This window comes from Halomonas sp. MCCC 1A13316, from assembly GCF_014931605.1.
Classification (GTDB): Bacteria; Pseudomonadota; Gammaproteobacteria; order Pseudomonadales; family Halomonadaceae; genus Halomonas.
The window spans coordinates 2242576-2265680 of record NZ_CP053382.1; the positions used below are offsets into that span (position 1 = coordinate 2242576).

Annotated in this window: 18 protein-coding genes; 11 read left to right on the top strand and 7 right to left on the bottom strand. The window is 64.0% G+C overall.

Features of this window, described 5'->3' with window-relative positions:
• Nucleotides 1–42: 42 nt before the first annotated feature.
• Nucleotides 43–1404 (bottom strand): glutathione-disulfide reductase, encoded by a 1362-nt coding sequence (gene gorA / locus HNO52_RS10395; protein WP_197569042.1) that lies wholly within the window; start codon nucleotides 1402–1404, stop codon nucleotides 43–45.
• A 160-nt stretch (nucleotides 1405–1564) separates the two neighbouring features.
• On the opposite strand from gorA, the gene can reads away from it, so the two are divergent.
• The 9 genes from can (at nucleotide 1565) to HNO52_RS10440 (ending at nucleotide 11504) form a co-directional block, all read left to right on the top strand.
• Nucleotides 1565–2218 (top strand): carbonate dehydratase, encoded by a 654-nt coding sequence (gene can, locus HNO52_RS10400; RefSeq protein WP_197569043.1) that lies wholly within the window; start codon nucleotides 1565–1567, stop codon nucleotides 2216–2218.
• A gap of 158 nt (nucleotides 2219–2376) precedes the next feature.
• Nucleotides 2377–3954 carry an ABC transporter substrate-binding protein gene (locus HNO52_RS10405; protein WP_197569044.1) on the top strand — a complete coding sequence of 526 codons (1578 nt, stop codon included), beginning with the start codon at nucleotides 2377–2379 and terminating at the stop codon, nucleotides 3952–3954.
• Between the two features lie 98 nt (nucleotides 3955–4052).
• A complete protein-coding gene (locus tag HNO52_RS10410; protein WP_197565267.1) occupies nucleotides 4053–5099 on the top strand; it encodes an ABC transporter permease in 1047 nt (348 codons plus the stop codon).
• Complete coding sequence (locus HNO52_RS10415) at nucleotides 5096–6052, top strand: ABC transporter permease (RefSeq protein WP_197565268.1); 957 nt, start codon at nucleotides 5096–5098, stop codon at nucleotides 6050–6052. Before HNO52_RS10410 ends, HNO52_RS10415 begins: the two co-directional genes overlap by 4 nt.
• Before the next feature lie 21 nt (nucleotides 6053–6073).
• Nucleotides 6074–7096 carry an ABC transporter ATP-binding protein gene (locus tag HNO52_RS10420; protein ID WP_197565269.1) on the top strand — a complete coding sequence of 341 codons (1023 nt, stop codon included), beginning with the start codon at nucleotides 6074–6076 and terminating at the stop codon, nucleotides 7094–7096.
• Complete coding sequence (locus tag HNO52_RS10425; RefSeq protein ID WP_197565270.1) at nucleotides 7093–8154, top strand: ABC transporter ATP-binding protein; 1062 nt, start codon at nucleotides 7093–7095, stop codon at nucleotides 8152–8154. Before HNO52_RS10420 ends, HNO52_RS10425 begins: the two co-directional genes overlap by 4 nt.
• A 64-nt stretch (nucleotides 8155–8218) precedes the next feature.
• The gene (locus HNO52_RS10430; RefSeq protein WP_197565271.1) at nucleotides 8219–9127 is read left to right on the top strand and encodes a LysR family transcriptional regulator; all 909 of its coding nucleotides are present in this window, start codon (nucleotides 8219–8221) and stop codon (nucleotides 9125–9127) included.
• 22 nt (nucleotides 9128–9149) lie between these two features.
• Entirely contained in the window at nucleotides 9150–10460 is a 1311-nt protein-coding gene (gene pepQ / locus HNO52_RS10435; RefSeq protein ID WP_197565272.1) for a Xaa-Pro dipeptidase, read from the top strand.
• Between the two features lie 3 nt (nucleotides 10461–10463).
• Nucleotides 10464–11504 (top strand): hydrolase, encoded by a 1041-nt coding sequence (locus HNO52_RS10440; protein ID WP_197565273.1) that lies wholly within the window; start codon nucleotides 10464–10466, stop codon nucleotides 11502–11504.
• Here HNO52_RS10440 and msrA read toward each other — a convergent pair.
• From msrA to galU, 6 genes are all read right to left on the bottom strand, one after another.
• The gene (msrA, locus tag HNO52_RS10445) at nucleotides 11485–12099 is read right to left on the bottom strand and encodes a peptide-methionine (S)-S-oxide reductase MsrA (RefSeq protein WP_197565274.1); all 615 of its coding nucleotides are present in this window, start codon (nucleotides 12097–12099) and stop codon (nucleotides 11485–11487) included. The two genes, HNO52_RS10440 and msrA, sit on opposite strands and share 20 nt — an antisense overlap.
• 62 nt (nucleotides 12100–12161) lie before the next feature.
• Nucleotides 12162–16415 (bottom strand): autotransporter assembly complex protein TamB, encoded by a 4254-nt coding sequence (tamB, locus tag HNO52_RS10450; RefSeq protein ID WP_197565275.1) that lies wholly within the window; start codon nucleotides 16413–16415, stop codon nucleotides 12162–12164.
• A 2-nt stretch (nucleotides 16416–16417) separates the two neighbouring features.
• Nucleotides 16418–18289, bottom strand: a complete 1872-nt coding sequence (gene tamA, locus HNO52_RS10455; RefSeq protein WP_332107631.1) for an autotransporter assembly complex protein TamA — start codon at nucleotides 18287–18289, stop codon at nucleotides 16418–16420.
• 66 nt (nucleotides 18290–18355) lie between these two features.
• Entirely contained in the window at nucleotides 18356–19264 is a 909-nt protein-coding gene (locus HNO52_RS10460; RefSeq protein ID WP_197565276.1) for a coiled-coil domain-containing protein, read from the bottom strand.
• Between the two features lie 93 nt (nucleotides 19265–19357).
• Nucleotides 19358–20656, bottom strand: a complete 1299-nt coding sequence (locus tag HNO52_RS10465) for a UDP binding domain-containing protein (RefSeq protein WP_197565277.1) — start codon at nucleotides 20654–20656, stop codon at nucleotides 19358–19360.
• A 6-nt stretch (nucleotides 20657–20662) separates the two neighbouring features.
• Nucleotides 20663–21553 carry a UTP--glucose-1-phosphate uridylyltransferase GalU gene (gene galU / locus HNO52_RS10470; RefSeq protein WP_197565278.1) on the bottom strand — a complete coding sequence of 297 codons (891 nt, stop codon included), beginning with the start codon at nucleotides 21551–21553 and terminating at the stop codon, nucleotides 20663–20665.
• Between the two features lie 168 nt (nucleotides 21554–21721).
• Between galU and ubiG the strand changes: the two genes are divergently transcribed.
• Together ubiG and HNO52_RS10480 are read left to right on the top strand one after the other, a co-directional pair.
• Complete coding sequence (ubiG, locus tag HNO52_RS10475) at nucleotides 21722–22441, top strand: bifunctional 2-polyprenyl-6-hydroxyphenol methylase/3-demethylubiquinol 3-O-methyltransferase UbiG (protein WP_197565279.1); 720 nt, start codon at nucleotides 21722–21724, stop codon at nucleotides 22439–22441.
• Entirely contained in the window at nucleotides 22438–23100 is a 663-nt protein-coding gene (locus HNO52_RS10480; RefSeq protein WP_197565280.1) for an HAD-IA family hydrolase, read from the top strand. The genes ubiG and HNO52_RS10480 overlap by 4 nt, the downstream gene beginning before the upstream one ends.
• Nucleotides 23101–23105 lie beyond the last annotated feature (5 nt).

Consider the following 23105-nt stretch of genomic DNA (forward strand, 5'->3'; position numbering starts at 1 on the left):
TCGGGCCGCCAGAAAGGCGGCCCGAGGCGGGCAACAAGGGTTTCAGCGGCGTGAAAGCGTGCGCATGGTGACGAATTCTTCGGCCCCTGTCGGATGGATGCCGACCGTGGCATCGAAGTCCGCCTTGGTCAGGCCAGCCCTCACGGCAATGGCAATGCCTTGAATTAGCTCGCCGGCCTCCTCGCCTACCATATGGGCGCCGACGACAACATCGCTGTCATCAGCGACGATCAGTTTCATCAGGCAGCGCTCCTGGCTACCCGAGAGTGTGTGCTTCATGGGACGAAAGTCAGTGCGGTAGACACGTATCTCACCATACTCCTTACGTGCCTGCTCTTCCGAAAGCCCCACCGTACCGATATTGGGGTGGCAGAATACTGCAGTGGCGATGTTGCGGTAATCCATCGGTGCCGATGTGGCATCGCCGAAATGCTGCTGGACCAGATGCATGGCTTCCGCCAAGGCCACCGGTGTCAATTCAGGGCCACCGGTCACGTCGCCCAGCGCCAGGATGGAAGGTATCGACGTTTCGAAGCGATCATTTACCTTGAGCGTGCCGTCGGCATTGAGCTCGGTACCCAGTGAATCGAGCCCTACCCCCTCCAGGTTGGGTCTACGCCCGGTGGCGGCCAGCACGGCATCGACCTCCAGCGACTCACCGTTGGTAAGCGTGACCAGCAACCCACCCTCGACCTTGTCGATGCGCTCGATGTTGGTCTCGAAGTGCAGATTGACGCCCTTGGCCGCCATCTGCTCACGGGTGAACTCGCGAACCTCGCGATCGAAGCCGCGCAGGAACAGCTCACCGCGATAAACCAGGTGGGACTCGCTACCCAGGCCATTGAATATGCTGGCGAATTCCACCGCAATGTAGCCGCCGCCAAGGACCAGGAAACGTCGCGGCATTCGCTCCAGGTCGAACACCTCGTTGGAAGTCACGGTCAACTCGCGACCGGGAAAGTCGGGCACCCAGGGCCAGCCGCCGACGGCCACCAGGATCTTGGCGGCAGAGAAACTCTCCCCTGCGATCTCGACGCGATGCGCATCCGTGACTCGTGCGCGTCCATTGATCAATCGTACGCCGGCGTTGTCCAGCAAACGGCCGTAGATCTCGTTGAGCCGCGCAATCTCCCGCACCTTGTTGTCACGCAGTGTGGTCCAGTCGAACATGGGGGCTTCGGGCAGATTCCAGCCAAAACCGCGAGCATCCTGGAAGGCATCGTGGAAGTGCGCAGCGTAGGAGTAGAGTTTCTTGGGCACGCAGCCCACGTTGACGCAGGTCCCCCCCAGGTAGCGATCCTCGGCAACAGCCACCCTGGCGCCGATTGCCGCCGCGGTACGAGCGGCACGCACCCCACCGGAACCAGCCCCGATAACGAAGAGGTCATAATCGAAGTCTGACACGCAATTCTCCTTGTCTCGCCGAGCTGTGCGAGCTGGCCTGATCGATGGCACGATACTACCAGCGTCGGACGCGAGCGTGCAGATCCGCCGGCGCAGTTGACCGTGACGCTTGGGCTAGGTACAAGGAGCGGGCCCTGACTGACTAGGTGGAATTCATCTCATGGACAAGGAAATCAAGGCCCTATTGGACAACAACCGCGCCTGGGCCGAGCGCATGCAGCAGGAGGACCCGGACTTCTTCGCCCGGCTATCCAGCCAGCAGAACCCCGATTATCTCTGGATCGGCTGCTCCGACAGCCGTGTCCCAGCCAATCAGATCATCTCGCTACCCCCCGGCGAAGTCTTCGTGCACCGCAACGTTGCCAATCTTGTCCACCACAATGACCTCAACGCGCTATCGGTACTGCAGTACGCCGTCGACGTACTCGAAGTTCGACACATCATGGTCGTCGGCCACTACGGCTGTGGTGGCGTGCGGGCCGCGGTTTCCGGTGGCGACAACGGTATGGTCGATCTCTGGCTGCACTCGGTACGCGAACTATACAACCAGCACCGTCATGAACTGGCCGACCTGTCGCTCGACGAGCAGGTGGACCGCATGTGCGAGTTGAACGTCAGAGCCCAGGTCAACAACCTGTGTCATAACAAGACCATCCAGCACGCTTGGCAGCGCGGCCAGCCCTTGGCCATTCATGGCTGGATCTACGGACTAGACAATGGTCGTATTCGCGACCTCGATTGCAGCGTTCTGGGACTCGATCAGGTGGCCACGCTGTATCGCATAGATCGCCTGGCGGCACCGTCCGGCGACTGATCCTCCCTCCCGGGCGCTATTGGCACTATTCGCCTTGCGCATGGGGCCTGTCGGAATTTCGATTGTCCTCTTCTCGAGCAGATCACTACATTGGCTGCGTACCACGCAGGCGCGGCCGGAGGGCTGCGCACAACAAAAACCCGAGAAGGGAACGACACATGACGTTCAAAAAGACCTTGCTGGCCGGAATGATCGGTGCCGTCATGACCGGTACGGCGCTGCTGCCGGCTGTCGCCAATGCCGAGAACACCCTGCGCATGGCCTATGACGCCGACCCGGTCTCGCTCGACATCCACGAGCAGCTCTCCGGTGGTATACTGCAGCTCTCCCACATGACCTTCGACCCGCTGGTGCGCTGGACCCATGATCTCGACTTCGAGCCGCGTCTGGCCACCGAGTGGGAACAGGTCGACGACACTACCATGCGCATGACCCTGCGAGAGGGCGTCAAGTTTCACAGCGGCAACGACTTTACCGCCGAGGACGTGGTCTGGACCGTGGAGCGCCTCAAGCGCAGCCCCGACTTCAAAGCGATCTTCGAACCCGTCGCAAGCGTGACCGCTCTTGACGATTACACCGTCGAGTTCAAGACCGAGAAGCCCTATCCGCTGCTGCTCAACCTGGCTACCTATGTCTTCCCGATGGATAGCCAGTACTACAGCGGCACGGCCGACGACGGCGACCCCAAGGACGAAATCGTCAAGAACGGCAACTCCTTCGCATCGTCCAATCTCTCCGGTACCGGCCCGTTCACCGTGGTCGAGCACCAGAAAGGCAACCGGATGGAGTTCCAACGATTCGCCGACTACTGGGACGAAGAGTCTCCCGGCAACGTCGACAACATCGTGCTCACGCCCATCAGCGAGAATGCCACGCGCGTGGCCGCCCTGCTCTCCGGCGACGTCGATTTCATTGCCCCGGTGCCTCCCAATGACCTGGAGCGTGTTCGCGAGAGCGATGATGCCGAGCTGGTCACCATGTCAGGCACCCGCATCATTCTCTTGCACATGAACCAGGAACGCGTCGAGGCCTTCCAGGACGAGCGGGTACGTCAAGCCTTCGCCTACGCCATCAATCAGGATGCCATCGCCGAACGTTTGATGAAGGGCTTCGCCACTCCGGCGGCGCAATTCTCGCCCGAAGGCTACGCGGGGCATATCGAGTCGCTCGAGCGGCGCCACGATCTGGAGAGAGCGCAGGAGCTCATGGAGGAAGCCGGCTATGCCGACGGTTTCCAGATCACCATGATGGCGCCCAACAACCGCTACGTGAACGATGCCAGGATCGCCCAGGCGGTGGCCACCATGCTGGCACGCATCAACGTCGAAGTGGATCTCAAGACCCTGCCCAAGGCGCAGTACTGGGGCGAATACGACGATCGCGCCGCGGACGTAATGATGATCGGCTGGCACGCCGACACCGAGGACAGCGCCAACTTCCACGAGTATCTCACCGCCTGTCCGGACCCTGATACCGGTGCCGGCCAGTACAATGCCGGCAACTACTGCAACCCCGAACTCGACAGACTGGTCGCCGAGGCGAACCTCGAGGTCGACCTGGAGAAGCGCGCCGAGATGCTCCAGCAGGTCGAGCAGACGCTCTACGACGAGGCCGCCTTCGTGCCGCTGCACTGGCAGGATCTCGCCTGGGCCGCAGCGCCGAGCGTCAACATCGAGCCGATCCTCAACGTGATGAACTTCCCCTACCTCGGGGATTTGGTCATCGAGTCCGAGTGACCCACCCTGCCGGCCCGCAGGCCGGCATTCCGTGAACCCGATCCGGTGACACGCCCCAGGCGGGCGTGCCATCCCGCGTTGCCCATAGGACGCCATCCATGATCGCCTTTCTGGTAAAGCGCCTCTTTCATGCGCTGCTGGTGATGTTCGTCATCAGCGTGATCGCCTTCGCCATCCAGGAGAGTCTCGGCGACCCCATCCAGCAGATGGTCGGTCAGTCGGTGCCCGAGAGCGAGCGCGAGGAGCTGCGCGAGCGGCTCGGGCTCAACGACCCCTTCCTGGTCCAGTACCTGCGCTTCGCCGTCAATGCCGCCCAGCTCGATTTCGGCTACTCCTATATCTTCAACCAGCCGACCACCGAGGTGATCCTTCGCCACCTGCCGGCCACACTGGAGCTCGTTGCGGCATCCACCTTCCTGATCATCGTGCTGTCGGTCCCCATCGGCGTGTACAGCGCCATCAAGCCAAGGGCCTGGCTGTCACGCTTCTTCATGGGCGTCTCCATCGTCGGCATTTCGATACCGGTATTTCTCACGGCCATCGTGCTGATCCAATTGTTCGCCATCGGCATGACCTGGGCGCCCTTCCCCGCTGATACCGCCTGGGGCAACTGGCTCAACGATTTGATCACCACCGAGGGCGGCATGCCGGCCTACGGCCGAGGCAACCCGGTGCATGTCTTCGGTACCTGGTATACCAACTTCGCCTCGCTGAAGGGATTGACCTACCTGGTTCTGCCGGCTATCTCGCTGGCCTCGATCATGCTGCCGCTGTTCATCAGGCTGATTCGCGCCGAGATGCTCGAGGTACTGCAGTCGGAATACGTCAAGTTCGCCCGCGCCAAGGGCATCCGCCTGCGCCGCATCTATTTTCTGCACGCGCTCAAGAACACCATGCTGCCGGTCATCACCGTGGGCGGGGTGCAGATCGGCACCTTGGTGGCCTACACCATCCTCACCGAGACGGTCTTTCAATGGCCGGGGATGGGTCTGATGTTCCTCAATGCCATCAACCGCTCCGACATTCCGCTGATCATCACCTATCTGATGATCGTGGGGCTGATCTTCGTGATCACCAACACCCTGGTCGACCTGATCTATGGCCTGGTCAACCCCACCGTCAAGCTGACAGGGAAACCCGCATGACCACCACCCCCTCTGCCATCGAGAGCCCTCCCACAACGAGCCGCTGGGAGCGCTTCCGCGATTCATACCTCCTCTACAGCTTCAAGCGCGACCTGATCGCCCAGGTCAGCCTGCTGGTCTTCATCATGATGGTGGCCGCCGCCGTGCTGGCGCCGTGGCTGGCGCCGATGAATCCCTACGATCTGGCGCAGATCGATATTCTCGCCTCGGAGCTGCCGCCCTTCTGGATCTCCGGCAGCGAGGATGCCTACATTCTCGGCACGGATGCCCAGGGCCGCGACATGCTCTCCACCATTCTCTACGGTGCGCGTGTCTCGCTGATCATCGGCTTCGGCGCCGTGGCTCTGCAGGCGATTCTGGGGGTCTGCTTCGGACTCATGGCCGGTTACCTGGGTGGGCGTATCGACGCCTTCCTGATGCGTCTGGCCGACATCCAGCTCTCCTTCTCCACCCTAATGGTCGCCATCGTGGTAGGCGCCTTGGTCAAGGCAATCTTCGGCGGCGCCATCTTCAGCTCCTACGCCGTGCCGCTGCTGGTGCTGATCATCGGCCTCGCTGAGTGGCCGCAATACGCCCGCACCGTTCGCGCTTCGGTGCTTGCCGAGAAGAACAAGGAGTACGTCGATGCGGCGCGCACCATGGGCCTCTCCAGCCGGCGCATCATGTTCCGCCACATCCTGCCCAATACCCTGTCGCCGATCTTCGTCATCTCCACGGTGCAGGTGGCTAATGCCATCATCTCCGAAGCGGCGCTCTCCTTCCTGGGGCTGGGCATGCCCGAGACCCACCCGTCGCTGGGCTCGCTGATCAAGTCGGGCTTCGACTATCTGCAATCGGGCTCCTGGTGGATCACACTGATGCCAGGGGCAGTGCTGGTGCTGCTGGTACTGGTGATCAATCTGCTCGGCGACTGGCTGCGCGATGTGCTCAACCCGCGCCTGTACAAGGGCTGACGACGGATTCTGGAGACACCCATGTCACTTCTCGAAGTCAACAATCTCGACGTGCGCTTCGCCCTGCGCCGCGGCGACGTCCAGGCGCTGCGCGACGTCTGCTTCAGCCTGGATCGCGGCGAGCGGCTGGGCATCGTGGGCGAATCCGGCGCCGGCAAGTCGGTGGCGGCGTTCAGTCTGCTCAATCTGATTTCCAAGCCCGGCTACATCGCCGGCGGCAGCATACGCTTCGACGGTCAGGAACTCACCGGGCTCAGTGATCGTGCGCTGCGCCGGATCCGAGGGCACCGCATCTCGATGATCTTTCAGGATCCGATGATGACGCTCAACCCGGTGCTTACCATCGGCGAGCAGATGATCGAGTGCCTCAAGGCTCATCGCCGTATCGCTCGGCGCGAGGCGCGAGCCATCGCCCTGCGCAAGCTCGAACAGGTGCAGATTCCCTCTCCCGAGGCGCGCCTCGACCAGTACCCCCACGAACTCTCCGGCGGTATGCGGCAACGGGTGATCATTGCCATCGCTTTGCTTCTCGATCCGGACATCATCGTTGCCGACGAGCCCACCACGGCGCTCGACGTCACCATCCAGGCCGAGATCATGGCGCTTCTGCTGGAGCTATGCGAGAAGCACAACGTCGGCCTGATCCTGATTACACATGACCTGGGAGTCGTTAGCCAGGTAACCCAGCGTATGCTGGTGATGTATGCCGGCCGGGTGATCGAACAGGGCCCGACCCGCGAAATCATCAACGACCCCCAGCATCCCTATACTCAGGGGTTGATGAACGCGTTGCCACAGATGGCCACGCCGGGCGAGCGGCTCAACCAGATTCCCGGCAGCATGCCCTCGCTCGACAACCTGCCGAGCGGCTGCGCCTTCCATCCACGCTGCGCCTTCACGCGGCGCCCCGACGGCAGCGAGCGCCCTGCCTGCCGCTCCCAAGTGCCCGAATTCGTCGCCTCCGGCAACTGCCAGGTGGCCTGCCACATGGTCGCCGAGATGATCGAGCGCGAACGCATTCCGGCCGAGGAGACTACCCGATGACAGCGACAGCAATCGCACGCTCTCACGAGGCGCCGGCCACCGACGCCAGTCAGCCATTGCTGGAGATCCGCGGCCTGGAGAAGCGCTTCTCACTCTCCGGCGACTTCCTCGAACAGCTCAAGTTCAAAGGCGGCAAGCTGGTACGTGAGCAGAAGTTCGTGCATGCCATCAACGGCATCGACCTGGACATCTGCCGCGGCGAGGCGCTGTGCGTGGTCGGCGAATCCGGGTGCGGCAAGTCCACCGTGGCACGCATCGTGATGGGCCTGATTCACCCTTCCGGTGGCGAGATCCACTACGACGGCACGCGCATCGACGATCTATCGACCAAGTCGCTGATGCCTTATCGCCGGCGCATGCAGATGATCTTTCAGAATCCCTATGCATCGCTCAATCCGCGCATGACCATCCAGCAGACCCTGGAGGAGCCGATCCGCCTGCACCATCCCGACTGGAATCGCCAGCAGGTGGCTGACAAGGTCGCCGAGGTGATGCATTCGGTCGGCGTCGCGCCCGACTGGGGCACGCGCTACGGTCACGAGTTTTCAGGCGGCCAGCGGCAGCGCATCGCCATCGCCCGGGCACTGGCCGTGGACCCTGAATTCATCGTCGCCGACGAGCCGATCTCGGCGCTCGATGTCTCCATCCAGGCCCAGGTGCTCAATCTGCTGATGGATGCCCAGCAGCAACGCAACCTGACCTATCTGTTCATCACCCACGACCTCGCCGTGGTGGAGCACTTCGGCACCCGCGTGGCGGTGATGTACCTGGGCCGGGTGTGCGAGGTGGCACCCACGGCGACGCTGTTCGCCACGCCACGCCATCCCTATACCCGTGCGCTGATGTCGGCGATTCCGCGGCTCGAGGACGATCGCCCCCAGCACATCCGTCTCAAGGGGGAAGTACCCACGCCGGTCAACCTGCCCTCGGGCTGCGTCTTTCACGCCCGCTGCCCGCATGCCAACGCGCGCTGTCGCGAAGAAGTGCCGGCGCTGATCGCCCGCGATGGCGGCGGCCACGTGGCCTGCCACGCCATCGAAGAGGGACGTCTCGTCTGAGACGATGCGATGATGCCTCTGGCTACAATGTGAGAGTGGTACTCGTCCTGTCTCGGGAGACAACATGGAACTACGCTGGCTGGAAGACTTCATCGCCCTGGCCCGCACGCGCCATTTTTCGCGTGCCGCCGAGCAACAGAACGTCACCCAGCCGACCTTCTCGCGACGCATCAAACTGCTCGAGGAGGAGATGGGCACGACGCTGATCAACCGTCAGACGCTGCCGCTGTCGCTGACACCCGCCGGTGAGGAGTTTCTGGGGCTTTGCCACGATATCACCCAGCGGGTCGCCGAGAGCCGTCGGCGCTTGATCCAGCTCGCTGAACAACAGGCCGGGCGTATTCGCCTGGCGGCGCCGCAAAGCCTGCTCGCCCACTTCGTGCCGGAATGGCTCGGCCAGTGGTCGGCACCGCCGTCGGTGACGCCCTACCTGCGCGCCACCAGTTGGCTGGTCGACGACTACTTTCGGGCGTTATCGCGCGAGGAGTGCGACCTGGTGCTTTGCTACTGGCCGCGCACGCCCTGTGGCATCGAGCCCGAGACGGAAGGGTTCGTCTCCTGTCGGCTCGGGGAGGAGTGCCTGATTCCCGTCTCGCTACCGGAAGCGGATGGGCGCCCGCGCTTTGAGCTGGACGATGGTGCCCGGCTGCCGCTGATCGCCTATCATCCGCGCGGCTTGTTCGACGCAATGATTCGCAGCCATCTGGCCCATCTCGGTGAAACGCCTGATTTCAGCATCCTCAACGAGAGCATCCAGAGCAATAATATTCGTGAACTGGTCAGCCTGGGCTATGGCCTGGGCTGGCTGCCTGGGCGCAGCGTGAGCGAAGCGCTCGCCGCCGGTACCCTGGTCGCGGCCGGTGGCGAACGCTGGCAGGTTCCGCTGGAGATCCGCCTCTATCGCCGCGCCGAAAGCAGGCACTCGGCGGTGGCCACCTTCTGGGAAAGTCTCTCGGCGGATGTGACCGCTTGATCTTCCGAACCGGAGTTAAATCATGACCCTCGACCTCGATGCTCTGCAGACGCGTCACTTCGACGCGCTCGAGAATCGCTACGCCGACGTGCTCGCTGACCAGGGCTACGACCGGATATTGATCTACAGCGGTCGCCCCACCCGCCACTTCGGTGACGACCAGGACGCCAGCTTTCAAAGCTACGGCCACTTCCAGCACTGGACGGGCCAGGCCGAACTGACGCACAGCTGGCTGCTGGTACACCCCGGCCGGCGGCCTAGCTGTTACCTGCATGCTCCCGACGACTTCTGGCATCTGCCGGCGCAGCTTCCCGACGAGGCTTGGACCGAAAGACTCGAGGTTATTCCCGGACGCTTCGATGAGGCACCCCCCATCGCCGCCGGCGGTCGTCTTGCCGTGATCGGCGATGTCTCCGCCGCGACGGCCGCCGCACTCGGGGCGGAGCTCAACCCACCCGCCCTGCTCACTGCGCTGGACGAAGGTCGCGTACGCAAGTCCGATTATGAAATCGCCTGCCTGAGCGAGGCCAATCGCATGGCAGTTCTCGGCCACCGCGCCGCCCGGGAAGCCTTCTTGGCGGGAGGCAGTGAACTCGACATTCACCTGGCCTACCTTCAGGCCTCACGCCAGCGTGAAAGCGAACTGCCTTACGGCAATATCGTCGGCATCGGTTCGCATGCCGCAGTTCTGCATTATCAGCATTACGACACGCAAGCGCCCCGCGAGCGACACAGCCTGCTGATGGATGCGGGCCACCGCTATCGCGGCTACTGCGCCGACATCACCCGTACCTGGCCGGGAGCCAACGCTGATCCGCTATTCGTCGCCCTGGTCGCACGTATGCACGACATCAAGCAGCACCTGATCGCAGCGGTCTCTCCCGGCGTTTCCTTCGTCGAGTTGCACGAGCGTATGCATCGCCTGCTCGGCGAGCTGCTGGTGGAGAGCGAACTGGTCAGCGGCTCCGCAGAGGCCGCCGTCGAAAGCGGCATCACGCGCGCCTTCTGCCCCCATGGCCTCGGTCACCTGCTCGGCATTCAGGTTCACGACGTGGCCGGCCGCGCCGCACGCGATGGCACTCCCCTGCCACCGCCTGTCGAGCATCCGGCACTACGGCTGACACGGGAACTGGAAGCGGGAATGGCGGTCACCATAGAACCTGGTCTGTACATCATTCCCATGCTGCTCGAGCCGCTAGAGTCTGCTCCCGCCGGGCGGTTTCTGGACTGGGCTCTGATCGAGCGCCTGGCCCCCCATGGCGGCATTCGCATGGAGGATAACGTGAGTATCACGACCAACGCAGCCAGGAATCTGACCGCAGACATCGAGTGACCCATGCGCGAACGGCGGCAGCAGACCGGCTTCACTCCCCCGCGCGGGCTGACCAGCCCGCACGTACAGACGCTATTGCCTCGCCTGCTGCCTAGGCCCCGCCTTACGCACGCTGACGAGATTCTCGAGCTACCCGACGGCGATTTCGTGGAACTCAACTGGATCCAGCCGGCCCCTGCGAACCCGGAAGCGCCCGTCTTCGTGCTGTTCCACGGCCTCGAAGGTTCGTTTCAGTCGCCCTATGCTCGCTGGCTGCTGGCAACGGCCAGCGGCATGGGCTGGAGAGCGCTGCTGATGCACTTCCGCGGCTGCGGCAAGCGACCGAACCGCCTGCCCCGCGCCTACCACAGCGGCGACACCGCCGATGCCTACTGGCTGATAAGCGAACTGTCGCGGCGCTACCCCAAGGCGCTGAAGGTGGCTGCCGGTGTTTCGCTGGGCGGCAACATGCTGCTCAAGCTCGTCGCCGAACAGGGTGGCGGCGGTCTCGACCTCGCCGGCGCGATCGTGATCAGTGCACCACTCGATCTCGCCGCCAGTGCCGAGAGGCTACATCGAGGCTTCTCACGGATCTATGAACGCCATCTGCTGAATGCGCTGAAACGCAAGGTCGCGCCTCGTCTCGCACGTGGCGAACTGCCCTTGGCGCTGGATAGCCATGCGTTGGCGCGAATCGACAGTCTGCGCGGCTACGACGATGCGGTAACTGCGCCGCTGCATGGCTTCTGCGATGCCGCCGATTACTATCGCCGAGCCTCCGCCGGGCGCCTACTTGGCGAGGTCGAGCTGCCCACTCTGATCGTGCACGCCGACGATGATCCTTTCATGCCCGCCGGCCTGTTCGAGCGATTACCCGAGCCAGCTGATGCGGTGCGCCTGGAAATCACCCACCACGGCGGCCACGTCGGCTTCATGGAGTGGCGTAACCGCCGCCTGCAGCCATGGCTTACGCGACGCCTGGCTCACGAACTCGCCTGCTGGGCCGATACCGGCGCATCGTGGCAATCGGCCATGGTTCGCAACCTCAGCCGATCGGACAACTGACGCCGGTTCCCCGCAGGCCGCAGTAGCCACCCGGATTCTTGTGCAGGTACTGCTGGTGGTACTCCTCCGCCAGGTAGAAGTCGTCGAGCGGCGCGATTTCCGTGGTGATACGCCCTCGCCCGGCCTGGGCCAGCGAGTATTGGTAAGCATCGCGACTGCGCTGCGCTGCGGCGAGCTGTGCATCGCTGGTGGTATAGACCGTCGATCGATACTGGCTGCCGACATCGTTGCCCTGGCGCATGCCCTGGGTCGGGTCATGCGCCTCCCAGAACGCCCTGAGCAACGCCTCGACATCCAGCTCCCGAGGATCAAAAATCACCCGCACCACTTCGGCATGGCCGGTGCGCCCGGTGCAAGTTTCCTCGTAGGTGGGGTTGGGCGTCACGCCGCCGGCATAGCCCACCGCCGTGACGTATACGCCAGACAGTTGCCAGAACAGGCGCTCGGCGCCCCAGAAGCAACCGAGCCCGAAGACGATCGTCTCGTACCCCTCGGGAAAGGGCGACAGTATCGAGCGGCCGTTGACGGCATGCACGCCCGAGACATGCACTGGCGTATCGCGACCCGGCAAGGCATGGGAAGGCTCGATGATCATGACGTTTCTCCTGTGGATGGATACGGTTGCGGACCCGCGACGTCGATCCTGGGACGGTCGAATCATGGTGCCTCGTCCAGCTTCGGTGGATCGCCCGGCCGGGTGAAGATATACACCAGGTCAACGGCCTGAGCAGCGCCCGAGACGGCCTGTACGTACAGGTTGCGCCACAGCGTATAGCGCAGCGTCAGTTCAGCGATCGGCGAGAAGATACCGACACCATAGCTGATGCGCAGATCCTCTGTCAGATAGCCACTGACCACCACTTGACTGTCGTCACCGGCCCCGGCGGTCTCAAGCGCCAGATCGTCAATGCCGAACGCCTGCCCGATCGCCCCAACGGCGCCACCGGTGCGTCCCAGGGTGAGGCCGACCAGTGCGGATGTCAGCGCTCCATCGGCATCACCGTCTCGCGGGGCGCGGCCCCGCAACAGGTAGGAGAGCGCCCGCGCCTCGTCCATGGCCGGTTCGGAGAAGATCGTCAGGGTCGGCTCGGCGGCAAAGCCGGTCACGCGCAACCCCGCCACCACGCCATCCTGGGTGGCATCGGGGTTGCGAATCGCCTCGAAGTCGAGCAGCGGCTGGTCGGGAGGACCGCTGAACAACAGCTCCCCCTGGCGGATCAGCAGATCCTGGCCGAAGGCTCTGAAGCGTCCGTCGGTCAGGCTGACGTCACCGAACAGCTGCACCGGCCCATCCTGCTGACGTACCTGCAGGGTGCCAAGCAGGTCGGTCTCGAGCCCCATCGCCTCCAACTTCATGTCGGGCCCCAGCGAGAGGTCGATTCGTACATCGAGGCGCATCCCCGCCTCGCGCAGGGCCACCGCGGCCGCTTCGTCGTTACCCGCGGTCGCCTCGAGCTCGTCGCGCTGCTGAGCACGCGCCTCGTCACGCCGGGTGATGATGATCTCGTCGGGGCTGGGGGTGACGGCCGCCGGCGGGGCTTCGCCGATTTCCAGCCGGGCCCAGGGAACCTGAACGTCGCCACGCACCCGAAGCTCCTGCGGATTGATCCGCACGGCGATCTCGGGCGCGACACGCAGGCGGCCGAACTGGGGCAGGCTTACCAGCAACGGGCTCCGGGTGCCATCCAGGTCCACGGCGATACGCCACTCATCGAGAGATGGCCAGCTGGCATTGCCATCGATGTCCAGGCGCCCCTCATCGCTAGCAACATAACCCATCAGCCGAGCGCTATCGCCATTGAACTCGACGCGTATGCGGCCATCCTCGACGATCAACGGCACGTCGAGGCCAGAGGCCTGTAGGCCGGTGAGTTCGAGCGCACCGTCCAGGCTCGGATTGTCCCGTGTGCCAGAGATTTCGACCCGGCCGGCGGCAACGCCTTCGAGCATGTCGAGCCCCTCGGCGAGGGTGCGATAGCGCGACAGGTCCAGGCCGTCGAGAACCAGCACGCCACTCAGCTCACCGGCTCCCAGCGGGTCGTCGAGGCCGATGTCGAGGTCGAGGCGGCCGGCGTCGCCGAGCTCCAGGTCGAGTTCCAGCGCCGTGCGCGCCTGGCTGGCGTCCACCCGCGCGTTCAGGCGCGTATCGGGCATCGACCATGGCTGGCCGTAGATGTCGACTCCTTCCAGGTTCAGCTCGCTGCCAAGGTCCGCCTCGAGGTCCCATTGGCTCCCACCCTGCCGCCAGCGTGCCTGGAGATTCAGCTCGCTCGCTCCGCTGGCCCGCCAATCCTCGGGAAGCCATTCATCGAGCAATTCCATGGGCAGCTCGCGTACCGTCAGGGCCACCTGTCCTTCTTCGGCACTGGCCTGCAGCGGCTCCTTCAGGCACGCACGACCGCCCTGCTCGCGGCGCAGGCAGAACGGCTCTACCTGAGCCTGACCGCTCGTCAGGTCGGCGCTGAATTCAATCGACTCAGCGAGGCGAATCTCGCCGTAATCGCCGTCGACTTCCAGCGGGTCGATACGTCCCGTGTAGCGCTGCCGCTCGGCATCAAGGCCACCCTCGAGTACCAGTGACGCCCGCGTCAGCGGCATGCCTTGCCCGGCAATGGCGGTGAGTTCGGCCCGGTGCGATGACAAGCGTCCCGCCAGGTCCAGCGACACATCGCTGAAGCGCTGTCCTCCCGCGACCAGTCGTTCGATATCGAGTTCCACGTCGAGCTCGGGATCGTCAAGGCCCTCCACGCTGCCGCTGAGCTGCAGCGTCTCGAGACGGTTGTCGGCAAAAGCCAGTTCGCGGCCTTCGAGGTCGAGTTCCAGTCTTGGCTTCTCGGGAGAGCCTTCGGTGCGGAAACGCCCTGTCAGGCTGCCGCTCAGCTCATCGTGCAGGCTGCCAAGTTCGGTGAGTGAGATATCACCACTCAGGTCCATTTGGCTATCGGAAATCGCACCGCTCGCCGTGATGCGGTTGTTGCCTTGGCGAAAATCGAACTCCTCGACCTGCCACTGCATGTCGCTGTTTCCTGTCAGGCGCGCGCGCAGCGATAGCGGAAGCTCCTGCAGTTCACCGTCGATGGCCAGCCGCGGCACGCGCAACTGCCAACCTTGGGGAGTCTGGCTGAAGGCGATGTCCAAGTTGCCGTCGAGACGGCCTTCCATGGCATCGGTAAACAGCCCGGGATCGACATTGTCGAGCCGCGCCGTGGCCTCGACGTCGAGCCCATCCTGCCACTCGACCCGACCGCGGCTGACTATCGAGGCATTGCCGAGACTCAGCGACAGCGGCGTCCAGGCGAAGTGCTCGAAGTCGCCGCTCCCCGTTAGGGCAACCCGGGTCAAGGGAATGTCGGGTCCCTCCAGGCGCATCGACAGCGCCGCGCTGTAGTCGACCAGGCTACCCGACAAGCGCAGTTCCAGATCCTCGACCACGTACGGCTCGGCAAGCGCCTCATCCTGTTGCATCGGTTCCGTGGCCATTGGCAGCGGCCAGCGCAGGAGTTCGCTCTGCAGCGAGGCATTGAATGGCACACTGGGGTCCAGTACATCGGCTTGGGCCGACAGGCTCGCATCCACAGGCCCGTGGGCGTCGAGTTGCGCACTCAGCTCGCCCAGGCTGCCGTCCAGTTTCAGGTCAAGGCGTTGTCCGGCCAGCGCGGGCATCAGCTCGGGCAGCCACAGGGCGGCTTCGAGCCGCGCCTCGAGCGGATAGTCGTCGCGCAGCTCGATCCGAGCGGTCAAACTGGCATCGGCATCCAGGCTGGCGACGTCCAGCGCGGCGATCTCCAGCTGTTGGCCGCTCGCCTCGAAGGCGAGAGTAAGATGGCGCAGATCGTAGTCCACCGGGCCACGCACTTCGATGCCGTCGAGATGGATGCGCGGCGCCGACACGGTCAGTGGCAGCATGACCTCGGGCAGCGCGATACGCTCACGCTGTCCGAGCGGCACTTCGGGCTCGGCCGTGTCTCGCGCAGGCGCCACCACGGCTTCGGCAGCAGCGAGAGCCTGCTCGCTCAACACGGCGGCGTCTTTCGTTGCCTCCAGGGCCAGCCGGGCCGCTCCGGGTGGCGGAATGGCGACTTGCAGTTGAGTCAGCCGCGTAGGCAGCAGCGTCAGTTTCTCTCCCTCAGCCTCGATGCCGGTATGAAGGACGTCCCAGGCGATACGCGTGCCATCGGCAAGCCGCAGTTCGACATCCTGAACGTCGAGTTCCGGCGCCGAGATATCGAGCGGAAAGCGGAACGATGGGGCCAGCTCCTGCGGGGCCTCGTCGAGTGCTTCCAGCACGGGGCGAGAAATCGGCTCTCTCGCTTCTCGCGTCTCCTCCGTCACCTCAGGCGCTGCCTGGCTGTCGGCCGGCAGAACCACGCGCAGGCCCTCGGCGCGTGAAGCTTCCAGCTTCAGTCGGGAGTTCTCCGCCTGGGCCGCCGTATCCAGTTGGGCCAGCTCGACACGAGTACCGTCGGCCAGCTGCAGCCGGGTATCTTCCAGCACCAGTTCACGCACTTCCAAGGCAAGCGGCAGGTGGAATGGGTCGCTGGCTTGCGCCGGTTCGACTGGATCGGTCGATTCCTCTGCCTCCTGCAACCGGACTCGACCACCCTGCATGGCCAGGCGCTCGATACACAGCCGGCCACGCAGCAGACAGTCTTCCGACCAGAACAGCTCGAGTCGCTCGGCAGCAATCTCAGCGGGGCCAGCTTCGACCTGGAAGCCATGCAACACCAGGTGATCCAGGGGCGCTCCTTCGACGCGTTCCAACTGATAGAAGCCGCGCTTGGCGCCCTCCTCGAGCAACAGGCCGGCGCCCCAGGGCGACAATGCGAGGCCGACCCCGAGAATCACGACGCCGAACGTCAGCACGGGCAGCACGATCAGCAGTTTCAGGATGGCAAGGGTCAGACGCCGCATACTCAAAATTCCGGGCCGATGGCGAAGTGCAGGCGCCACGAGTTCTCCTCGTCATCGAAGGGGTGGGCGATGTCGAAACGCACCGGCCCGACCGGAGAGATCCAACGTACGCCGAGTCCGGCACCCGTATTGAGAGCTTCCGGCCACCAGCTGTCGAAGGCGTCCCCGCTGTCGACGAATGCCGCTCCCCACCAGTCGCCGGTCACGCGCCGCTGGATCTCGACGCTGCCGGCCAGCATCTGCTGTCCACCGCGCAGCAATCCCTCCTCGTTACGTGGCGCCAAGGTCTCGTAGCCGTAACCTCGGACCGAACGATCACCACCGGCGAAGAAGCGCAACGAAGGGGGTATCTGAGAGAAGTCGTTGGTCTCGATGACGCCCAGCCCCAGCCGGGTGACGAAACGCAGATCATCGCCCAACATGCGTATCCATTCGGTATTGCCCGTCATGCGCAGAAAGTCGGCGTCAGAGCCCCAGATCGTATCGGAGTACTCCAGGGTGATGCGTTGACGGTCACCCCAGGTGGGAAAACGGGGATCACGGGTACGCGTCCGTGACCAGCTCACCCCCGGGTAGTAGAGGAAGACGCTCTCGTCCTCCCCACCCTGCTTGAAGTCCTCGTAGGTGGCACGCAGGAACAGGGTCTGCACCCAGCGGTTGTCAAACTCCCAGCGCCGTGCAAGCTCGACGGTCGCCTCGTCGGATTGCGTATCCTCGTTGTCGCGATGACGCAAGCCATATTGGATGCGGTACTGGTCGCGCAACGGGTTATCCAGCGGCATCAGGTAGGTGCCGGTCAGGTGTTGCTCAGGCTGAGAGATGAAAAATTCGTGCTCGAGGTTGTGCCCGTAGCGATTGATCCACGGCTGGTTCCAGCCGAAGTGCAGGCGCGGCCCAACATCGGTCGCGTAGCCGATACCGGTCTCGAACTGGTGCCGGTCGGCCGGTGCCAGCACTACGTCGATCGGCATGTCGGGACGCTCGGGCACATTCAGGCTGGCGACGGAGGACAGCGCCATGGCCGTGAGCCGGGGTCCGGTGTGCATTGCCGTACGTGAAGACGGAGCCTGTGGAAGCGCGGCATCGCCTTCGGTTTCAACCAGGTTCCACCAGCCCAGCGTGGGTGGCGCCAGGGCCAGTTCACGACGGGCATCGAGCCGAGGACGCACACTGACTGAACTGAACCAGTTGGTCTGACCCAAGCGCTGTGCATAGAGCGCCACCTGACCGGCCTGGTAAGGGTCTCCTGGCTCGAACGGGGCCATGTTGCGCAACCGGTCCTTGACGATATGGTTACCGCGAATCGCGATGTCGCCGAAATCGTAGCGTTGGCCACTGTCGAGGGTGAGGTAGAGCCTGGCGCTCTCGTCGAATGGCCGCACCTCCATGCGCCGGTCGGTGAATGACCAGTCGAAATAGCCGCGCTCTAGGGCGAGATTGGCCAGCCGGCTACGCATGCGATCCCAGGGTGCATGTACCAAGGGATCGCCTTTCGCCAAGGGAAAGGCATCAACGGTATCGCGGAAGGGCTCGTCACTGTCAGCCTCGCCTTCGAGTCGGACATCGAGAGTCTCGATGATCACGCGCGGGCCGGGATCGATGTCGAGACTGACGTAGCGCGGTGGATCCTGCTCATCGAGGTGTGAGCGTATGCGCGGCTCATAGTACCCATACACCCGCACGGCTTCGCGCGTGCGACGTACCGCCTCGCCTTCCAGGCGACGGCGGTCGTACTGGGTAGCGTCCAGGTCACCCAGGTAGTAGCGGACGTTGTCGGCAACATCGCCTTCAAGTCCGTCGATACGTGCCTCCAGTGCCAGCGCTCCATGCGCCATGCCGAGACACAGGGCCGCCGCCCCCATGCGTGAGATCACGCCTATTCCCATATTCACGGCTTCCCGACTTGACTCTTGCTCGGCCCATGGCGGGGCCAGGCAAAATTACCGCAGGGCTTCCAGTCCTGCGCTGAGCGAAAGCTGCTCCTGACGCAGCTCTCGCAACTCGGCTTGCATCGACGTCAAGCGCCCCCGAAGGCTGTCGACGGCCTCTGAGGCATCGCTGCGTTCGGCAGTTGCCTCGATCTCGGCGGACAGGGCATCAAGGCGCTCATCGAGTGCCGCTTCGCGTGTCTCCATGCTCTCCTCCAGGGCTGCGAGCTCCTGCCCCATGAGCTGTTGGAAGCGCTGGTCCATGGCCTCGAGTCGCTCGTCGAACGATGCTCTCACGCTCTGCTGTCGCTGTGCCACTTCATCTTGTTGCGATTGCAATTCGGCAAGCCGGCGCTCGTTGGTCTCGGCCAGCGTCTCGATCCTTGTAGCCAGGGCTTCGCGGCCCTCGTCGCCGGCGCGCTCCAACGAGTCGAGGGAAGTGCGTATCGCTGCGAGCAACGCATCACGACTCTCGGCCTCCTCCATGAGCCGCTCGACTCTTGACGACACGTCGTCGACGCGCTCATCGAGCGCCTCGAATCGGGAGGCGTCCCCTTCCCCGACCTGCTGAACTTCGACCTCCAAGCCAGCCATGCGCGCCACGATCGATTCGGTATGCTTCTCCGTGGAGGTGAGGCGCGACTCGATGTTCTCGAGGCGATCGCCACGTCCCTCCTCCGCATCGAAGCGGGCATGAACATTCGACATCTCGGCAGAGATCTGTTGCACCTGGGTCATCAAGCGGGCGCGCTCCTGCCAACCCAGCCACGACACTGCGAGCAGCATGGCCAGAAGCAGCAGTACGGCAAACTTGAGGGGCCACAGGCGTGGCTGAGGCTGTGAAGGACGGCGCGGCCTTGTCAGGCTGGAATCCGGATCGGGCACGATGGGACGTCGCTCGGAGGGACGCGCTTCGGGCATGTCAAACTCCTTCTAGGCAGATGCGGCAGGCGCCGGTCCATTGTAAGCAGGTCAAGCACCTGCGCGCACATTGCTGCCTCAACGCGTCGTCAGTCACGCTTGCGCGTCAGCGCGGCGACCGATACCACGATAGGTCAATCCCCAGCTGGCCACGTGGCTGGGATCGTAGATATTGCGACCATCCAGCAACAGGCGCTCACGCAGCAGTTCGGCCAGACGTGGCCAGTCCGGGTTCCAGTAGTGCTTCCACTCCGTGACCAGCATCAAGGCATCGGCCCCGTCGCAGGCGGCATAAGGATCGCCGTCAAACAGCGTCAGAAGCGGATGGTCTCCCACCGCGGCGCGCAGTGACGGTATCGCTGCCGGATCGTGCAGTTTCACCCGCACACCCTGGGCCCACAGCGCTTCGAGCAGGGTAAGCACCGGCGCGTGATCGATGCGCGCCGAGCCCGGTTTGAAGGCGGCTCCCCAGATCGCCAGGGTGCGCCCCTCGAGCTGTCCATGAAAGTGGGTCCAGAGCTTGCGGAAGAGCGTCTCCTTCTTCTGCTCGTTGATATCCAGCACTTGCTCGAGCAGCGCGGAATGGCGCCCGCTGGCCTCTTGAACATCGGCCAGACGCATCAGGTCACGGGAGAAGTGAGGCCCGCCGAAGCCACAACCGGGGTAGAGATATTCGTAGCCGATGCGCGAATCCGCCCCCATCCCCTGGCGCACGAACTCCACGTCGACGCCCAAGCTGTCGGCAAGCCCGGCGATCTCGTTCATGTAGCTGATTCGCGTAGCGAGCATGCCGATCGTTGCCAGCTTGGTCAGTTCGGCGGCCCGACGCGGCATCAGCTGGATCACGTCACGGCGTCGGTTGAACGCCCGTAGCAGCTCGCGCACCTGGGCCTCAGCCCGTTCGTCATCGCAACCCAGCAGCCAGCGCCCCGGACGGGTAAAGCTGGCCCATGCCCGTCCCTCCTCGATCATGTCGACCAAGGCGACCGCTCGGCGCCCGTTTCCGCCGAGCCGCGCTTCCAGCCGTTCGGTTTCACCGACGGGAAAGGTGGAGTTGTTGACAAGGATCAACGGGCCTTGCTGCCGGGTGGCGATCTCGGCAACTAGTTCGTCGGCCTCATCGCGCTGTTCCGGCGATAGGGCAAGCCAGAGGATGTCGATTCGCTCGCCAGGGTCGGCCCCTTCGCCGTTGGCCAGGCTCAGATTGCTCTGTTCGAACCCCTCCTCGAGACGCTCGAGCAGATCCGGCTCCCGCCGCAGCCAGTCGGCAGCCTGCAACGCCGGCCAGCGCATGCTGGCATGGGGTACCCAACGGACCTGGTGGCCGACCCAGGAGAGCGCGGCGGCGGCCGTAGCCGCCGCCAGCTCGCTACCATGAATTTGTATCCGCATGATGCTTTACTCCGCCTGGCTATAGCGAGCGAGCAGCTCGCGGAAACCCTCGCCGAAGCGAGGATGGCGGCGGCCATAGACCAGGGTGGCCTCGAGATAGCCCAGTTGGTGACCGCAATCGTAGGTCTTGCCGCGCATGCGCCAGGCATCGACACCGTCACGCTGACGCAGGGTCTCGATGGCATCGGTGAGCTGGATCTCGTTACCGGCGCCGGGTGGCGTTTCAGCCAGCAGCGGGAAAATACTGCCCGGCAGCGCGTAGCGCCCGATCACGGCCAGATTGGAAGGTGCCTCCTCACGCGCGGGCTTCTCCACCACCCCGGCCAGTGCACAGGAATTTCCTGCGGTCGGAGTCTCGCCCTCCGGGCTCACGATGCCGTACTTGTGCACCTGCTCCCAGGGCACCTCCTCGACCATCAGTTGCGAGCGCCCGGTCGTCTCATAGGCTTCGAGCATGCCGGCCAGGTCATTGCGCGGAAGACCCTCGTCGTCCACCAGCACGTCGGGCAGCAGCACGGCAAAGGGCTCGTCATCACCAATGACGGGGCGGGCGCAGAGTACCGCATGACCTAACCCCAGCGGCTCGTGCTGGCGTACGCTGATGATGTTGACGTCGGCGGGCACGATGGCACGCAGTTCGTCGAGCAGCTCTTGCTTGTTCTTGGCCTCGAGGGTCGATTCGAGCTCATAGTGGGTGTCGAAGTGGTTCTCGATGGCGCTTTTGCTGGCATGAGTTACCAGCACGATGTCACGGATACCCGCCTTTACCGCCTCATTGACCACGTACTGGATCACGGGGCGGTCGACGATGGTGATCATTTCCTTGGGAATCGCCTTCGAAGCCGGCAAACAGCGGGTGCCGAATCCGGCGACGGGCAGTACGGCCTTGCGAATCATGGTGCCTTCCTTGTCGGTTGGTGAAAGATCGGTCGGTGAATGAAACTCCCCGGGCCTGTCCTTAGATTCCGTCATGGGAAAGCCCGGGCAGCTACGGGTACAATACGCATGATACCGAAGGTAAAGAATGTTGCCAGGGTGCCAGACCAATTGACACGGAGAGACCACATGAGCGCAACCCTCCACCACAACGTCGACCAGGCTGAGATCGCCAAGTTCGAGGCTCTGGCCAGCCGCTGGTGGGATCCGCACAGCGAATTCAAGCCGCTGCACGACATCAATCCGCTGCGCCTCGATTTCATCGATGCCCGCTGTGGGTTGGCCGGCCGCAGCGTGCTCGACGTCGGTTGTGGCGGTGGCATCCTGGCCGAGGCCATGGCACATCGCGGCGCCCGGGTCACCGGTATCGACATGGGCGAGGCGCCACTCGGTGTGGCACGCCTGCATGCCATGGAGAGCGGGGTTGAAGTGGAGTATCGCCAGGCCAGTGCCGAGACCATGGCCTCCGAACAGCCCGGCGAGTACGATGTGGTGACCTGCCTCGAGATGCTCGAGCATGTACCCGATCCCGGTTCGGTCATCCAGGCCTGCGCCACGCTGGTCAAGCCTGGAGGGCACCTGTTCTTCTCGACCATCAATCGCAACCCCAAGGCCTATACCCTGGCCATCGTCGGGGCCGAGTACCTGCTGCGGATGTTGCCCCGCGGCACCCATGAGTATCGCAAGTTCATTCGCCCCGCCGAGCTGGCCGGCTGGTGTCGTGAACATGGGCTTTCCGTGCGCGAGCAGAGCGGCCTGGTCTACAACCCGCTGACGCGCCGCTATCGGCTCTCGACGCGCGACGTCTCGGTCAACTACATGATGCATTGCCGCCGAGAGACGGCATGACGACTCAGCCCCAAGCACTGCTGTTCGACCTCGACGGCACGCTGGTCGACACTGCGCCGGACCTGGCACGGGCGACCAATGCCTTGCGCGCCCATCATGGACTCGAACCGCTGCCCTATCCGCTGATCCGCGCGCAGGTCTCGAACGGCGGCAGCGCCCTGGTCGCCCTGGCACTGGGGATCGATCAAGCGCACCAGGACCATGACGTGGCACGTCAGTATCTGCTCGATGCCTATGGTGAGGCGCTGGCCGTGGAGAGCTGCCTTTTCCCCCATCTCGATCGCCTGCTGGGCAGTTGGGAAGCCAGGGACCGTCCTTGGGGGATCGTTACCAACAAGCCACGCGCCTATGCGGCACCTCTGGTCGAAGCGCTCGAGCTGACGCCGGGAGCGCTGCTGTGCGCCGACGACCTGCCGCAGCGCAAACCGGCCCCGGAGCCGCTGTGGGCCGCCGCCGAGCAATTGGCGGTACCGCCCGAGCAGTGCTGGTATGTGGGGGATCATTTGCGCGACATGCAGGCGGCCCGTGCCGCCGGCATGGTCGCCGTGGCCGTCGGCTACGGTTATATCGAGGAAGGTGAGGATTACCGGGAGTGGCCGGCCGACCTCTGGTTCGAGACCTGCGAGGCCTTGGTCGAGGCCCTGCTCGAACCCGCCTGATACGG

Bases quoted from the DNA above. Each gene is read 5' to 3' on its own strand.
- HNO52_RS10420 (WP_197565269.1), top strand. From the start codon at position 6,074: ATGTCACTTCTCGAAGTCAACAATCTCGACGTGCGCTTCGCCCTGCGC.
- HNO52_RS10415 (WP_197565268.1), top strand. From the start codon at position 5,096: ATGACCACCACCCCCTCTGCCATCGAGAGCCCTCCCACAACGAGCCGC.
- ubiG (WP_197565279.1), top strand. From the start codon at position 21,722: ATGAGCGCAACCCTCCACCACAACGTCGACCAGGCTGAGATCGCCAAG.
- HNO52_RS10430 (WP_197565271.1), top strand. From the start codon at position 8,219: ATGGAACTACGCTGGCTGGAAGACTTCATCGCCCTGGCCCGCACGCGC.
- HNO52_RS10405 (WP_197569044.1), top strand. From the start codon at position 2,377: ATGACGTTCAAAAAGACCTTGCTGGCCGGAATGATCGGTGCCGTCATG.
- pepQ (WP_197565272.1), top strand. From the start codon at position 9,150: ATGACCCTCGACCTCGATGCTCTGCAGACGCGTCACTTCGACGCGCTC.
- tamB (WP_197565275.1), bottom strand. From the start codon at position 16,415: ATGCGGCGTCTGACCCTTGCCATCCTGAAACTGCTGATCGTGCTGCCC.
- HNO52_RS10425 (WP_197565270.1), top strand. From the start codon at position 7,093: ATGACAGCGACAGCAATCGCACGCTCTCACGAGGCGCCGGCCACCGAC.
- HNO52_RS10480 (WP_197565280.1), top strand. From the start codon at position 22,438: ATGACGACTCAGCCCCAAGCACTGCTGTTCGACCTCGACGGCACGCTG.
- HNO52_RS10410 (WP_197565267.1), top strand. From the start codon at position 4,053: ATGATCGCCTTTCTGGTAAAGCGCCTCTTTCATGCGCTGCTGGTGATG.
- HNO52_RS10440 (WP_197565273.1), top strand. From the start codon at position 10,464: ATGCGCGAACGGCGGCAGCAGACCGGCTTCACTCCCCCGCGCGGGCTG.
- galU (WP_197565278.1), bottom strand. From the start codon at position 21,553: ATGATTCGCAAGGCCGTACTGCCCGTCGCCGGATTCGGCACCCGCTGT.
- can (WP_197569043.1), top strand. From the start codon at position 1,565: ATGGACAAGGAAATCAAGGCCCTATTGGACAACAACCGCGCCTGGGCC.
- msrA (WP_197565274.1), bottom strand. From the start codon at position 12,099: ATGATCATCGAGCCTTCCCATGCCTTGCCGGGTCGCGATACGCCAGTG.
- HNO52_RS10460 (WP_197565276.1), bottom strand. From the start codon at position 19,264: ATGCCCGAAGCGCGTCCCTCCGAGCGACGTCCCATCGTGCCCGATCCG.
- HNO52_RS10465 (WP_197565277.1), bottom strand. From the start codon at position 20,656: ATGCGGATACAAATTCATGGTAGCGAGCTGGCGGCGGCTACGGCCGCC.